The sequence below is a fragment of the Janthinobacterium sp. YR213 genome, assembly GCF_900099875.1.
GTDB lineage: Bacteria > Pseudomonadota > Gammaproteobacteria > Burkholderiales > Burkholderiaceae_D > Janthinobacterium > Janthinobacterium lividum.
Genome location: NZ_FNDA01000006.1, coordinates 232,523 through 246,818 on the forward strand (window position 1 = coordinate 232,523; position 14,296 = coordinate 246,818).

General features: G+C 62.6%; 12 protein-coding genes. 1 reads left to right on the forward strand and 11 read right to left on the reverse strand.

Annotation, left to right across the window (positions count from 1 at the left end; genetic code table 11):
• Positions 1-5: 5 nt before the first annotated feature.
• Positions 6-2,102, forward strand: a complete 2,097-nt coding sequence (gene pbpC, locus BLT98_RS24800) for a penicillin-binding protein 1C (RefSeq protein ID WP_070278591.1) — start codon at positions 6-8, stop codon at positions 2,100-2,102.
• On the opposite strand, the gene BLT98_RS24805 is transcribed toward pbpC, so the two are convergent.
• The 11 genes from BLT98_RS24805 to BLT98_RS24850 all read right to left on the reverse strand — a co-directional run bounded on the left by BLT98_RS24805 (position 2,103) and on the right by BLT98_RS24850 (position 14,015).
• Positions 2,103-3,725 carry a type VI lipase adapter Tla3 domain-containing protein gene (locus BLT98_RS24805; RefSeq protein WP_170846489.1) on the reverse strand — a complete coding sequence of 541 codons (1,623 nt, stop codon included), beginning with the start codon at positions 3,723-3,725 and terminating at the stop codon, positions 2,103-2,105.
• Between the two features lie 107 nt (positions 3,726-3,832).
• Positions 3,833-4,945 carry an effector protein Tle3 domain-containing protein gene (locus BLT98_RS24810; protein WP_170846490.1) on the reverse strand — a complete coding sequence of 371 codons (1,113 nt, stop codon included), beginning with the start codon at positions 4,943-4,945 and terminating at the stop codon, positions 3,833-3,835.
• Positions 4,932-6,152 carry a T6SS effector phospholipase Tle3 domain-containing protein gene (locus BLT98_RS29295; protein WP_170846491.1) on the reverse strand — a complete coding sequence of 407 codons (1,221 nt, stop codon included), beginning with the start codon at positions 6,150-6,152 and terminating at the stop codon, positions 4,932-4,934. The genes BLT98_RS24810 and BLT98_RS29295 overlap by 14 nt, the downstream gene beginning before the upstream one ends.
• Before the next feature lie 92 nt (positions 6,153-6,244).
• Complete coding sequence (locus tag BLT98_RS24815) at positions 6,245-6,925, reverse strand: hypothetical protein (RefSeq protein ID WP_139179374.1); 681 nt, start codon at positions 6,923-6,925, stop codon at positions 6,245-6,247.
• Between the two features lie 75 nt (positions 6,926-7,000).
• Positions 7,001-7,309 (reverse strand): hypothetical protein, encoded by a 309-nt coding sequence (locus tag BLT98_RS24820; RefSeq protein ID WP_070278600.1) that lies wholly within the window; start codon positions 7,307-7,309, stop codon positions 7,001-7,003.
• Positions 7,310-7,414: 105 nt separating this feature from the next.
• Entirely contained in the window at positions 7,415-8,761 is a 1,347-nt protein-coding gene (locus BLT98_RS24825) for a sigma-54-dependent transcriptional regulator (protein ID WP_092612497.1), read from the reverse strand.
• 20 nt (positions 8,762-8,781) lie between these two features.
• A complete protein-coding gene (locus BLT98_RS24830) occupies positions 8,782-10,656 on the reverse strand; it encodes a sensor histidine kinase (protein ID WP_092612500.1) in 1,875 nt (624 codons plus the stop codon).
• 72 nt (positions 10,657-10,728) lie between these two features.
• Positions 10,729-11,520 carry an ABC transporter ATP-binding protein gene (locus BLT98_RS24835; RefSeq protein WP_034786306.1) on the reverse strand — a complete coding sequence of 264 codons (792 nt, stop codon included), beginning with the start codon at positions 11,518-11,520 and terminating at the stop codon, positions 10,729-10,731.
• Between the two features lie 11 nt (positions 11,521-11,531).
• A complete protein-coding gene (locus BLT98_RS24840; protein ID WP_034758877.1) occupies positions 11,532-12,353 on the reverse strand; it encodes an ABC transporter permease in 822 nt (273 codons plus the stop codon).
• Between the two features lie 15 nt (positions 12,354-12,368).
• Positions 12,369-13,370, reverse strand: a complete 1,002-nt coding sequence (locus BLT98_RS24845; RefSeq protein ID WP_034786304.1) for an ABC transporter substrate-binding protein — start codon at positions 13,368-13,370, stop codon at positions 12,369-12,371.
• Between the two features lie 408 nt (positions 13,371-13,778).
• A complete protein-coding gene (locus tag BLT98_RS24850; RefSeq protein ID WP_070255060.1) occupies positions 13,779-14,015 on the reverse strand; it encodes a hypothetical protein in 237 nt (78 codons plus the stop codon).
• Between the last annotated feature and the right edge of the window lie 281 nt (positions 14,016-14,296).

Below are 14,296 nucleotides of genomic sequence, written 5' to 3' on the forward strand. Positions count from 1 at the left end.
TACTGATGGGCGGTCTGCTGGCCGGCCCGGTCTTCGCTGAAGCGATATTGACGCCGGCCCAGGTGCAGGCCGCGTACCGCAGTTCGGAAGCGCAGCTGCTGGACCGCAGCGGCGTGCCGCTGCAATCCTTGCGCGTGGACATGAAAGTGCGCCGCTTGCCGTGGGTGCCGCTGGCCGACATCTCTCCCGCCGTGCAGCAGGCCGTGCTGCTGGCGGAAGACCAGCGCTTCATGCGGCATGGCGGCGTGGATGTGTCTGCGCTGGCCACGGCCGCCTGGGACAATCTGTTTTCCAAGAAACCTCGGGGCGCTTCGACCATCACCATGCAGCTGGCAGGCCAGCTGGACGCGGACTTGCAGGCGTCTTCGGGCGGACGCAGCCTGCGCCAGAAATGGGACCAGATGCGTGCGGCCCAGGCTATCGAGGATAGCTGGAGCAAGGCGCAGATTTTCGAAGCGTATTTGAACCTCGTGTCGTTTCGCGGCGAGCTGCAGGGCATCGCCTCCGCCTCGTACAGTCTGTTCGGCAAGGCGCCGTCGGGCCTGAACCAGACGGACGGCATCATTTTGGCCAGCCTCGTGCGGGCGCCGAACGCGCCGCCGGCCGCCGTCACGCGCCGCGCCTGCGCGCTGGCGAAGGAATGGCGCATGGACAGCAGCTGCCAGCTGATCGGCCAGCGCGTGCAGACGGCCTTGCAGCGCAACGCCCTGTATGCGGAGCTGGCGCCGGCGCCGCAAGTGGCGCAGCAACTGTTGAAACAGCCGGGCGCGCAGGTCGCCAGCACCCTGGACGGCCCCTTGCAGCGTTTTGCGCAGGAAAACCTGCGCCAGCAACTGGCGTCCTTGCGCGAGCGCAATGTCAACGATGGCGCCATCATCGTGCTGGACAACCGCAGCGGCGACATTCTCGCCTATGTGGGCAATGCGGGCGGCAGCCATGTCGATGGCGTGGCGGCCCTGCGCCAGGCCGGTTCCACCTTGAAACCGTTCTTGTATGAACTGGCCATCGAGCGCCGGCTGATGACGGCCGCGTCCGTCATGGACGACTCGCCGCTCGACGTCGCCACGGCGTCCGGCATGTATGCGCCGCAAAATTATGACCGCAATTTCAAAGGGTATGTCAGCGCCCGCACCAGCCTGGCCAGTTCCCTCAATATTCCCGCCGTGCGCACGGTGTTGCTGACGGGGCAGGACGGCTTCTATAACCGCCTCAAGGACGTGGGCCTGTCCAGCCTGACGGAACCGGCCGAATACTACGGCCCTTCGCTGGCGCTGGGTTCGTCCGAAGTAAGCCTGCTGGAACTGGCCAACGCCTATCGCGCGCTGGCCAATGGCGGGCTGTACAGCACGGCCAGCCTGCAGCCGGGCCAGGCGGGCAAGGACCGGCGCCGCGTGATGGAGCCGGGCGCTGCCTTCATCGTCGGCGACATCCTGGCCGACCGCGCCGCGCGCAGCATGACCTTTGGCTTGCGCAATGAGCTAGGGACGAATTTCTGGAGCGCCGTCAAGACGGGCACGAGCAAGGACATGCGCGACAACTGGTGCATGGGCTACTCGGCGCGCTACACGGTGGGCGTGTGGGTGGGCAACTTCGACGGCAAGCCCATGTGGGACGTGTCGGGCGTGACGGGCGCCGCGCCCGTGTGGCGCGACGTGATGGATTACCTGCACAAGAACGTGCCCAGCCATGCCCCGAAAGCGCCGCCGGGCGTATTGCAGCAGATGGTGGCGTACCAGCCCGCGCTGGAAGCGCCGCGCCGCGAATGGTTTATCGCCGGCACGGAAAGCCCCGTCATCGCCGTATTGGGCGACACCGTGAAGCCACCCGCCATCGTGTATCCGGCCGAGGACAGCATCCTCGCCATCGATCCCGACATCCCGCCCGCCTTGCAGCGCGTGTTCTTCCAGGCCCAGGGCAGCCACGCCTTGCGCTGGGTGCTCGATGGCAAGGACATGGGCGGCGCAGCGGAGAGCATCAGCTGGCGTCCCGTGCCAGGCAAGCATGCGCTGGCGCTCGTCGACGGCGCCGGCAAGACGGTGGCGCAGGTGGCGTTCCAGGTGCGGGGCAATGCGCTGGCGCAGCTTGCCGCACAGGGCAAATAATCAGTTCGATGGATAATTCGCCGGGTCGATGGCTGGCGTGACGTAGTGCCGCAATACATCGCCGCCGTGCGGATGCTTTTGCGTGCGGCGTTTTTCTTCCGATGGCGGGCTGACCAGCACGATGGTCGCTTCGTCCGGATTGCGCAGGTTTACCACGGCGCTGATCCCCCCATCGCGGTAGCTGCCCATCACGCCGATGGCCATCTGCACGAACAGGGTGGCCGCGCCCGTGTTGCCCAGTCGCTGATCCGTGTCGATCCACTGCGCCGTGTTGCCGCTGTCGAGTTCCGTGCCGCCATCTTCCGCATGTTTCAGCAAGGTCTTGTGCAACGCCACCAGCTGCGCCTGATTGCCGCCCGTGGCGGCGACCAGGCGTGCCGGTGCGGCGGGACGCTCGGCTTCCGGCAGGCTGCGCAAGGCTTCCTGCCAGCCCGCCTGCAATGCCTGTTCGCGCTGGTCCTTGCGCGTCAAGGGTTTGCCATCCTTGTCGAGCATCCTGACGAACGTGGGCCTGTGGATGAAGCCGAAGGTGGGCAGGCGGTCCAGCTGCGCCAGTTGCTCCTTGTTGAACGGCAAGGGAAACCAGGGCGTGGGTTGCCAGTCTTTCGGTGGGTGATAAGTCTTGTGCTGGAGCTTGTCGAGCATGCTGAAGCTGCCCGTGCCGCGGATATCGGAGCGCTGCGCAAATTGCGCGGCGACGGGGAGCCATTCGGCGATCGTGGGCTGGCGCTGGGTGAAGGCAGTGGGGTCTACCTTCTTGCGCGGGTGCGGCACGGCCCGCATCAATTCGTCATACGCCAGATACAGGCGCCGCGCCACACCGTAGGTATTCAAGTCATCGACGCTGTCCTCGGGTGGGGCATCGTCATAGGCGAACTTCCGCACGGCATCAATGCGCTCGCGCCGTGCCAATACGAAGAGGGCGGAGGCGTCGGGCATTTCGGGGATGTAGCGGCCGTCTTGTGTGAGCGGTGGCGAGTTGTCCGGGCTGTACAGGTCGCGCGTGGGCATGCTGTCTTCTGAATTGAGCACGATGTAGGGTACGTCGGGATTGGTATCGAAAAAGGAGAACACCTGTTCCAAAATGCGGTCCGGATGTTCGTTCAGGAGGCGCGGACCGCTGGCGAACAGATGCCAGTGCAGGCCGGAGGGTGCGGCTCCACCGGCCAGACCTATGGCTGGCGAGTCGGGACTGTCCAGCATGCTCGAATTATAGATCGGTGGTTCAGCATTGAAAACGGGGACGCCGAAGTACATGGGAATATCCCTCGCCCCATTTTCCAGCGTGTCGCCACCACGACCACCTGCCATTCCCGCTCGCTCCATGGCACTCCAAGCGTATTTTTCCTTGTCCTGTTCGCGGATGCTGGCGTAGGCGTTTCCCTTCTGTAGCGCTTCCCACAATTTTCCCTGCCGGTATTTGTCCAGAGTGACGCCGAGACCGATAACTTCCAGCACATATTCCCGTTTGTCCTGCTCGGTGGGCACCACCTGCTGCACTTGCGGCTTAGCGACGGCCACAGGCTTGGATGAATGCAGCCAGCGAGAGCCGAGCAATGTAGCTGCCACGATGGGTGGGATGAGCAATAGCCACTGCAGGTGCCGCCATATTTTGCTGCTCATCGTAGGCTCCAGTAAGAAGGGTGATGGGCTGATCAACAAGGATCCAAGCAGTGCCAGCGCGATGAGGGCTGCACCGAGCGGATATCGCAAGCGTGGAAATGGGCTTTTCATTTTGGGATGTCGTCGCTGGCTTTATGAACGACAGGAGAGATGACCGATTCAGTGCGCCTGCCGTTGACTATTTCGCACACGACGGTGGAAGGTAGGCCAGCCGGCAAGGCCGGCACGAAGGCCGGTAACACTCCCGAGCTGTAGTAGTCGGCATTGCCTTCGATAATTTGCCTGCGCTGCGTTGGTTCTGCAGCCAAATAAATAGCAAATTTTTTCATGAAATCATTCCATCTTAGGATGGATTTTCTTACTGGACTACGTAGGTCGTTCTGCAAGCGCCAGTCGGCAACGGCGCACAAATATTCATAAAACTTCGGATCGCTGCTCGCCTTGCCACCGCCGATGGCCACGTCATACGCCGTCACGTTGCGGTGGTTTTCCGCGTTGCCGATGATGGCGCCGTGGAAGGATTTGGGGCTGACCTCGTTCTGCCAGCGCTGGCGCGCCTCGTTCGGGGTTTCTTCGCGATTCACAAGTAGCATGTCGCCGCCGCCCGGATGGCGCGAGACGCGGTCGAGCTTGCATTGGTCGCCCGCTTCCTTGCCCATGTTCAGGGCCTTTTCCACTTGCTCGCGCTCGCCCGCGCCAAACATGCCGGCGCCGTATTCGGGAATACGATGCTTGAGTGGCCGGGGATCGGCGATGATTTCCTGCCTGCGCATGCGCAAACCTTGCTTGCTGGTTACCGCGATGGCCGCATCGATCGGGTCGACCTCCTCGCACGGTCCTTGCTGGTCGCGCGGCAGCCTGGCTTGGTCGGAATCCCTCGGGAACTTACCAGGGCGGATCTCGCCACCGTCCAGCACGGGCGCCCTGGGAGCGCGCAGTGCTTCGCCATTGATCGTGCGCAAGCCTTCGCGCCGTCCAGCTTCCGTTGAAAAGATATTCCATTTTGCGGGTTTGACGGGCGGCCATTGTGTCTCGGCATGGTTGCCCCGATGACCCCGGTTGGCGCCCGCCACATGGGCATGGTCATCCTCGCCTTCCAGGCGCAGGGCGAAGTCGTGCGGCGGCAGGCCCACCAGCACCGGTCCGCTGTTCTTGCCAGTGGCATCCAGGCGTTGCTTATTGGTAAAGACGCGCTGGTAAAATCCTTTACCCAGTTCCACCAGCGGCTGGCGGCGCTGGAATTCCTTTTCCCAATAGGTGGGGCCGTCGCCCCAGATGCTTTTGTCCGTCTTGCCCCTGGTCTTTGACAGGCCATGGCCGTCTATGTGGTCGGGTATCCCCCTGCCAGCCGATGCCTTGCATATTATCCAGCGCCACCGTCATGTCTTCGGGACAAAAGTACAGGTAGACCTTGCCCCGGTTGTCGCGGTCCGCTTCCGCGCGCCATGCCGCGCCCGCCATCCCATGGCAGACGGTGTGATCCTTGATCTGCGCGAAGGCGGGCGTGGCGTGCTTTTTTGCCACCACGCCCTGCACGATCTGCACCAGCGTTTGCAGGCGCGCATGCAGGGTCTGGCGATTGCTGATGGCGTCGTACTGGTCTTCCATCGCCGCATCCCGGCCGCCACCGAAGATGCGGCTGGTTTCCGCCGCGCCGAAAAACATGGTCGTGTCTTCCACCAGGCTGTAGGGCGGATGCGTAAGGATCAGCGTGTCGGCCGGCCGCTTGCCTTCGTCGAGCAGAAAGGCCTGTGCCAGCAGCGAGATCAGACAGCCCTGGCTGTGCGCGACGATGGACACCACGTCATTGCTGTCGTAGTCGCGGATCATGGCGATGAGCGCGGCCAGGCGCTTGGCGGCCAACACCATGTACATGCGGCCCGGCGCCGTCATCAGCGGACGCACGGGGTCGCCGCCCACGTCGTATGGAGAGAATAATCCCTTGTTCCACATGTCGGGCAGGGTATTGGTGGCATTGCCGAACGGGCCGCCGTTCTTCGACATGTCCTTGTCCAGGCGGTTGCCATAGCGGTCCGTATTCTGGCCGTTGACCATTTTGCTGGCGTTGCTGCGTTCGCGAAAGCCCCAGTAAAACGGGATGACGGGGCTGTATGTCGCGTCATCCGGCTTGCGCTTGAAATACACGTCGTCCGGGTCGGCTATGGTTTCACGCTTGTCGGACTCCTGCGGCAGGCGGTAGGTGGCTGGGGTGAACACGTGGCCACCGCCATACATGCGCGCATCGAGTCCCTGGCAGAGTCCTTTTTCCACGGCACTGAAACTCGTACCCACATCGTTGACGCCATGGATGACGATGACGTTGCCCGGCAGCTCAGGGCGGATGCGCACGATGGCGTCGTTGAGGCGGCCGCAATGGAGCAGGGCGGTGTTCTTGCCGCTGGTGTAGGGAAGTTTGGGATAGGCCATCGCCGCTCCATGCTGACCAGACAGGCCAGTGTAGAGGGGCGGGATGGCGGATTAATTGCGTTTACGCAAGCATTGCGGAAAAGAAGGGGGCCTTACGGCGCACTGATGATCTTCGTCAGCGCGATGCGATACGCGGGCTGCACGTCGCCATCCTTGTCCAGCTTGTCCGTCATGATCACGCCGTAGCCTTGCGCGTACCACACGTATTCGCCGCTCTTGCCTTTGCTCTTGCCACCGACGTCGCGCAGTTCGAACTTGCAGGCGTCGGGGAAGCGGCGGCCGCCCAGTTCCAGGCGTTCCCAGCCCAGGAAGGTGATGGAGAAATCGCGTTTGTCCGTGCGCGTGGAGGTGGTGATCTTGTCGGACAGGCCCGCCAGCGGGTAGTGGGTGCTCGTTTGCGTGTCCGTGAACTGCACGCGCACTTCCTGGCCGGGGCGCATGGTGGAGGGGATGGCGGACTGCGGCGTGTAGACGTTCTTGCTGCGCACGGTGCCGTCTTCGTTGTAGTGGATGGCGCCCGTCAGGAAGACCTGGCCGTCGCGGATATCCTGGTAAGACGTGGCCAGCAGCACGCCGCCGTCGAGGATCAACTGCGTGCCTTTCTGTTTCTTGCCTTCGAACATCTCTTCGATGTTGACTTGCGCATCGCCATTGTTCTTGCTGAACTTGATGCCTGTCGTCAGCTCCATGCATTCGCCCACCGTGGGCGCCGCCTGCACGCTCGCGGCCGCGAATACGCTGGCCGCCGCCATTCCACACCATGCTGCTTTCATTGTCATCCTGAATATATTGCAAAGGCGCGATGATAACGTGCCTTGGAGCAATGTGGCGCAGCGCTGGAGGCAGACTTAGCGGGCCGGCGCGACTGGCGTCGCTGGCGGCGTGGTGGCCGGTCCGCTGGCGGCCGGAGTGTCCGGCGCGGCTACGGGCTTGCCGCGCCGCGTGCGTTTGTCCGTGCGCGTCTTGGCGGGCTTGGCGTCGTGGATCGGCTTGCCTTTATTGTCGAGCTTGTCGGACTGGTCCGATTTCTGGCCCGGATCGTTGGGATTGTTGGTGTGGTTGCCCGTCTGGTTCAGATTCGTCGTCGACTGGGCTTGCACCCAGGCGCCGCCGACGGTCATCAGGGTGGCGGCCAGCAAGAGAGCGGCGGTTTTCATGGCAGTGTCCTGTGCAGAAATGAGGAAGAGCTTGCATTCTCACACAGGATACCGGCGGCACGGGTAGGACGCCGCCTCATGGCTGTGTCGGCTACTTGCTACTGATTATCGGAATTGTTCCGTCGAGATATCGAAGCGCTTGAGCTTGTCGTACAGGGTTTTCTTTGGAATATTCAGGCTGGCGGCCGCGTCGATGACGTTGCCGTTGTGGCGGCGCAAGGCTTCTTCGATGATGGAAATCTCGAACGTGTCGACCTGCTCGGCCAGCGAGGCTTCGCGGCAGCCGGCCGGGCTCAGGGTGTCGTCCAGCAAGCCCAGCACGAAGCGGTCCGCTACATTGTGCAGCTCGCGCACATTGCCGGCCCAGCGCTGCGCCATCAGCGAGGAGATCAGTTCGCCGCTGACGAGGGCGGCCGGCTGGCCGTAGCGCAGGGCTGCCTGCAGCACGAAAAACTCGAACAGCAGCGGGATATCCTCGCGCCGGTTGCGCAGGGCGGGCAGGGTCAGGCTGGCCACGTTCAGGCGGTAATACAGGTCGGGACGGAATTTCCCTTGTTCCGCCAGGACATTCAAATCCTCCTTGGCGGCGGCGATGACGCGGAAATTGACGGAAATGAGTTTATTGGAACCGAGCCGTTCCACCTGGCGTTCCTGCAGCACGCGCAGCAGTTTCACTTGCAGGGCCAGCGGCATGCTTTCGATTTCGTCCAGGAACAGGGTGCCGCCGTTCGCATATTCGATCTTGCCGATGCGCTGGCGCTGCGCGCCTGTAAACGCGCCTTCCTCGTGGCCGAACAGTTCCGACTCGAAGATCGACTCGGGCAGGGCGCCGCAGTTGATGGCGACGAACGGATGGTCGCGCCGTTCGCTGAAGTCGTGCAGGCAGCGGGCGATCAGTTCCTTGCCGGTGCCCGTTTCGCCGAGGATAATGATGTCGGCCGATTTCGGCGCCAGGTTCAGCACCAGCTGGCGTACCTTGGCCATGGCCGCGCTGCGGCCCACGATGCGCGCCTCGATGCCGACGCGCTGCTCGAGCTGGCGACGCAAGTTCATGTTTTCCAGCACCAGGTGGCGCTTGTCGAGCGCGCGGCGGCACACTTCCACCAGCAAGTCGGCGGAAAACGGTTTTTCGATGAAATCGTAGGCGCCACGGCGCATGGCGCCCACGGCCATCGACACGTCGCCGTGGCCCGTGACGAGGATGACGGGCAGGCTGGCATCCTGCGCCACGGCGATATCGAGCAGTTTCAATCCATCCATGCCGGGCAGCTTGATATCGCTCAATAAAATGCCCGCAAATTCCGGCACCAGGTGGGGCAGCGCTTCCTCAGCCGTGGCGACGGCCGTCACTTGCAAGCCCGCCAGTTCCAGCGATTGCCGGGCGCCCTTGCGCACGACGGCATCGTCTTCCACCAGCAGCACTTGCATGCCTTCAAAATTATTCTCGTGCATCGGGTGTTTCCTCTGTCTCTTTATTCTTTTCCCCCCGGGGCGCAGCTCAGGGTGATGGTAAATTGTGCGCCGCCCCCTTCCTGCGCGCTGCGGTTGCGCACGGCCAGGGCGCTGCCGGCCGCGCGCAGTATGCCTGCGCTGATCGATAATCCCAAGCCCAGCCCGTGTTCCTTGGTGGTATAGAAGGGGTCGAAGATCTTGTCGAGCGAAGCGAGCGGGATGCCGGGACCATTATCGGTGATATGCAGCACGGCGAGGTCGCCTTCGCGGCGCACCTGGAACCAGATGTGCACGGGCTCGTTTTCCGCCACGGCATCCATGGCGTTCGTGATCAGGTTGGTAAACACCTGTTCCAGGCCGATGGCGTTGCACAGCACGATGATATCGTCCTCAAGCCAGCTTTCATGCAGGGTCAGGCGCTGAGAATGCTTGCGCGTGCGGATTTGCAGCATGGTTTGCGCAAATGCCTGGCGCACGCTGACGGGTTTGCGCGCATCGTCGCTGCGCCGCGCAAAGCCTTTCAGTTGCGACGTCACGTAGCCGAGCCGCTTGACGAGGTCGGAAATGGTCGACAGGTTATCGAGCGCATCCTCGATGCGCCCGCGCGCCAGGAACACCTTGGCATTGTCGGAAAACGTTTGCAGGGCGGCCAGTGGCTGGTTCAGCTCGTGCGTGACGCCGGCCGCCATCTGGCCGATGGCCGCCAGCTTGCCGCTTTGTACCAGTTCCGCCTGGGCATAGCGCAGGGTCTGCTCGGCCCGTTCGCGCTCGGCCACCTCGGCCTGCAGGCGGCCATTCGCATGGACCAGGTCGGCCGTGCGCTGTTCGACCTTGATTTCCAGCTGTTCATAGGCGCGCGCCAGGGTCTGTTGCGCATTGAGCTTGTCGGCGATGCGGCGCCGGCGCTGGCGCGCATACATCAGGGCCAGCAGCAGCAGGGCCCAGCCCAGCGCGGCGGCGATGGCTGCATTGCGCGCCGCCTCGTTGACCTGGTCGAGCTCGGCTAATACGGTGATCTGCCATTGCAGCGGACCCAGGGCGCGGTTCACGGCCAGGTAGTCTGCGCTGCCGGACAGGGCAGGCGTGTCGCCCGTCTGCGGACGCTCCAGTGTCATCACGCTGGCGCCATCGGCAAACTGGCGCCGCACGCGGTGCGGCAGGATGGGTAGGTTTTCTTGCAGGAACTGGCGCTGTTCGCTGATGTCTTTCTTGGCGTCCGCCGACAGCGGGGCCAGGGTCTTGAACTTGAACGCGGGTGTGGTCGCCAGGATCAGCACGCCATTTGCATCCTTGACCCAGATCTGTTCGCCCGCGCCGGGCGTGCGCCACGATTGCTCGATCCAGTCCAGGTTGACCTTGGCGGCGACGATGCCGATGATGCGTCCGTTGCGTTGCACGGGCTGCGAAATGAAATAACCGGCTTCGAAGGTGGAGGCGCCGATGCCGTAGAAGCGGCCGATGCCGCCCGCGATCGCATCCTTGAAGTAGGGCCGGAAACCGTAGTTGACGCCCACGTAGGAGCTGCGGTCTTGCCAGTTGCTCGACGCCAGGGTCGTGCCCTTGTCGTCGAGCACGTAGACGGCAAAGGCGCCCGCGCGGCGGTTCATGTCGACCAGGTAGGCGTTGATCTGCGTGACCTTGTCGGCGCTGGGCTGTTCCAGCAATTGCGCGACGGCATCGCTCTGGGCCACGGCCAGGGGCAGGAATTCGTACTTGTTGAGGGCGCCGCCGATGGACGCCGCATACAGTTCCGCGCGCGAATCGAGGGTGCGGTGCAATTCATCGAGCTGGCGCTGCTTGACCCAGGCATACGACGCCCACGTCAGCACGACCAGCGAGCCCACGGCCAGCAGGGGGGCGAGCGCGGGTCTCAGGGGCCATTTGCCGAATGCCATGGTGCTCCGTGTGTCGGGTTGATGGGGCAGGCCAGACGGCACTGCCCCGGTGCTAACTAATCAGACATACTATCAGTCTGCCGTACTTGCCATTGTCTCGGCGTTGTGATGGCGCTGTTGCTCTTCCATCACCATCTCGCCCAGCATGCGTTTCAGACGGTTGAACTCGGGGTCGCTCGGGTCGCGCGGGCGGGGCAGGTCGATGGCCACGTCGCGCTTGATGGTGCCGGGACGGTAGGTCATGACGATGGTGCGGTCGGCCAGGTAGATCGATTCCTCGATCGAGTGGGTCACGAAGACGATGGTGGTGCCGAAGACTTTCCAGATTTTCAGCAATTCATCTTGCAGGTTGCGTCGCGTCAAGGCGTCCAGCGCGCCGAACGGTTCATCCATCAGCATGATCGGCGAATCGAGGGCCAGCACGCGGGCGATGGCCACGCGCTGGCGCATGCCGCCCGACAAGTCTTTCGGGTAGCGGGCACGGAATTCCGTCAATCCCAGCATGCTCAGCAGCATGTCGACCCGTTCCTTGATCTCGGCCGGCGTCTTGCCGGCGATTTCCAGGCCGAAAGCGATATTGCTCTCGATGGTCATCCATGGGAACAGCGCGTATTCCTGGAACACCATGCCGCGGTCGGGACCGGGTTCGGTGATCAGCTTGCCGCCGGCCAGGATCTGGCCCGAGGTCGGCTGCGAAAAGCCGGCGATGGCGTTGAGCAGGGTCGACTTGCCGCAGCCGGAGGGGCCCAGCAGGCAGATGAACTCGCCGCTGGCGATTTCCAGATTGATATCCTTCAGGGCGATGACGTCCGCGCCGCCCGTGGTGAAGATTTTATTGACTGCGTTGATATTGATCGTGGTCATGGCCGTTCCTCTCAGTGTTCCAGGCCGCGGTGCCACTGCAGCAAATGATTATTCAGGGCATTCATGGCGATATCGATGGCCAGGCCGAACAGGCCGATGGTGAACATGCCGGCGATAATCTTGTCGGACCAGAAGTACTCGCGCGCTTCCAGGATGCGGAAGCCGAGGCCGCTATTTACGGCGATCATCTCGGCCACGATCACGACGATGAAGGCCGTGCCCATGCCGATGCGCGCGCCGGCCAGGATATACGGCGTGGCCGCCGGCAGGATGACGCGGCGGAACATGGTCATCTGGCTGGCGCCCAGGTTGCGCGCGGCACGGATGTAGATGCCGTCGACCTGGCGCACGCCGGCGATGGTATTCATCAGCACGGGGAAGAAGGAACCGATGCTGATCAGGAAGAAGGCGGGCGGGTTGCCCAGGCCGAACCAAAGGATCGCCAGCGGAATGTAGGCGATCGGCGGAATCGGGCGCAGCACCTGCACCAGCGGGTCGAACAGTTTATAGATGGTCTTGTTGGTGCCCATCAGCAGGCCCAGCGGCAAGGCCAGGCCGGCGCCGATGGCAAAGCCGCCCAGCACGCGCGACAGGCTGGCCCAGGCGTCATGCGGCAGTTCGCCGGAGAACATCCACACCAGGTAATTGCCCGCTTCGGGCGTGTAGGCTTCCATGGGGATCAGGTATTCATACCATTTCACCACCACGGCGACGGGCGACGGCAGGATCTGCGGGTTGATCCAGCCAAACGTCGACATGGCTTGCCACAACAGCAGCACGGCGACGGGCACGGCGGCGCCGTGCGCGAAGCGTTTCATCATTTGAATATTCATCGTGACACTTTCAGATTAGCGAGGTGCGTAGGACTTCTTGGCTTTTTCCAGCAGGTCCAGCTTGACCCAATCCTTGGCGACAGGCGCTTTGGCCATGCGGCCCACGCCGAATTTCACCATGTAGTCGGTGGTCAGCTGCACGTGGCTTTGCGTGATGTCTTCCGTGAAGATGGCATTGTCGATGGCATCGCGGTAATCCTCGGTGGTGATCTGGTTCTTGAACATCGATTCGCGCACGTATTTTTCCGCCAGTTTCGGGTCGGCCAGGAAGGCGCGCGTGGCAGCGACGAAGCAATCCATGAAGCGCTGGGCCACGGCCGGCTTTTCCTTGTACATTTTTTCCGTCATCACGAGCGCGCGCACGGGCTCGCCCAGCGGCGTGTCGTAAGGCTTGAGGATGGCCGCGCCGTATTTCTTGTGGATCGCCTGGGTCGAGTACGGCTCGGACTGGCTCATGACGTCGATATCCTTGGTCAAGAGCGCCTGGTTCAAGTCAGGGTAGCCCATGTACAGGATCTGCACGTCCTTGCCCGGCTTGTCGGACCAGGTCAGCTTGGCCTTGGTCAGTTCGGCAAACAGCAGGATTTCCTGCGGGCCGCCGCGCGTGACGCCGACTTTCTTGCCTTTCAGGTCGGCGATGCCCTTGATGTTCAGGTCGGGACGGCCGACGATCTGCACGCCGCCCTTGGCGAAGCCGCCCACCAGGTACACGGGCAAGCCCGTGGCGCGGCCCGTGATGGCCGCTTCCAGCGCGCTGGCGGACACGTCGATTTCGCCGGCGATCATGGCCGGCACGATGTCGAGGCCCTTGGCGAAGATGCGTTCTTCAATTTTCAGGTCGTATTTGGGCGCGATTTCCTTCATGTAGGCGACGGCGCCGTAATGGGCGAATTTCAGGTTGCCCAGGCGTACGGTATCGGCTGCGTGGACGGCCAGCGGGAATTGCGCGGCCAGTGCGACGGCGACGGCCAGTGCCTTGGTGTTCAGGAAGGATGCGATGCGGAAGGTGCGTGCCATGCTGTTGTCTCCAAAAGGTAGATGGTTTTATATAGTGGGTCAGGCTGCCGCTCTGATGGCGGTTATGAAAATATAAAAGCATCTTCCGTGCCAGTGGAGCGCATTTTGGCGTTTATTGCAAGTGATTGTTTATAAAGGTTTAATTTGAATCTAGTGAAGATGGGAAATGGCGAGATTCCGCCTTTCCGCACGGGGAGGGGAAAGGCTGTGCGGATTGCCGCATTTTTGGCGGACGGGCCCGATGTCCGCTTGCGGGTTCATTGCAGGTGAACCTTCATGGCGTGGCCGACTCCAATCGTAAAAAAACGCGTTGCAGACAGGCTGGCAACGCGTAACTCCCCCGTGGAGTAGGGGCGGCGCCGCGCGGGCGCCTGATCGATCGCCGTCCGGCGGCCTCGTCTTCAGGCTTTACTTCGGCGCCGTGGCGGGCGGCAGCGCGGGCGCGGTGGCCGGGTCGGTCAGCGGCGCAGGCGGCGTCGTGCTGCCTGGACCCGTCTCCGGCGTGGCTGGCATGACGGGGGCCGGCATCACTTGCGGGGTGGAAGCGGGATTGGGTGCCGTTTCGGGCAGGGGCGGCTCGGCCGGTTTTTTGCAGGCGGACAGGCTGACAAGCAAGGCGGCGGCCAACAGGGCAGGTATTTTCATGATATTTCCTTTGCAAGAGTCGAAGGTGCGCGATGCGGGCGGCGGGCGCCGCGTGCGAAGCTTAAATTTATTGCAATGGTGGTTCCGCTTCTGTTCGCTATTTCACTTTGTGCCATGAATGGGAGCACAGAGCGGGAGTGCAGAGTTTTTAGATGTTTTTTTGAAATGCCATGAGAGAAAGAATTCAGCAGGGCAATATTTTTCACTTTCTTGCTTCTAATGTTCGTTAACGCACAGACCGTAGCCGCCGGCACAGGCATTCTGTGTCCAGACGCTCAGGA

What these genes read in the sequence shown, in the direction of transcription:
- BLT98_RS24840 (WP_034758877.1), bottom strand. Translation starts at nt 12,353, where the DNA reads ATGAATATTCAAATGATGAAACGCTTCGCGCACGGCGCCGCCGTGCCC.
- BLT98_RS24845 (WP_034786304.1), bottom strand. Translation starts at nt 13,370, where the DNA reads ATGGCACGCACCTTCCGCATCGCATCCTTCCTGAACACCAAGGCACTG.
- BLT98_RS29295 (WP_170846491.1), bottom strand. Translation starts at nt 6,152, where the DNA reads ATGGCCTATCCCAAACTTCCCTACACCAGCGGCAAGAACACCGCCCTG.
- BLT98_RS24825 (WP_092612497.1), bottom strand. Translation starts at nt 8,761, where the DNA reads ATGCACGAGAATAATTTTGAAGGCATGCAAGTGCTGCTGGTGGAAGAC.
- pbpC (WP_070278591.1), top strand. Translation starts at nt 6, where the DNA reads ATGGGCGGTCTGCTGGCCGGCCCGGTCTTCGCTGAAGCGATATTGACG.
- BLT98_RS24805 (WP_170846489.1), bottom strand. Translation starts at nt 3,725, where the DNA reads ATGAGCAGCAAAATATGGCGGCACCTGCAGTGGCTATTGCTCATCCCA.
- BLT98_RS24850 (WP_070255060.1), bottom strand. Translation starts at nt 14,015, where the DNA reads ATGAAAATACCTGCCCTGTTGGCCGCCGCCTTGCTTGTCAGCCTGTCC.
- BLT98_RS24830 (WP_092612500.1), bottom strand. Translation starts at nt 10,656, where the DNA reads ATGGCATTCGGCAAATGGCCCCTGAGACCCGCGCTCGCCCCCCTGCTG.
- BLT98_RS24835 (WP_034786306.1), bottom strand. Translation starts at nt 11,520, where the DNA reads ATGACCACGATCAATATCAACGCAGTCAATAAAATCTTCACCACGGGC.
- BLT98_RS24820 (WP_070278600.1), bottom strand. Translation starts at nt 7,309, where the DNA reads ATGAAAACCGCCGCTCTCTTGCTGGCCGCCACCCTGATGACCGTCGGC.
- BLT98_RS24815 (WP_139179374.1), bottom strand. Translation starts at nt 6,925, where the DNA reads ATGAAAGCAGCATGGTGTGGAATGGCGGCGGCCAGCGTATTCGCGGCC.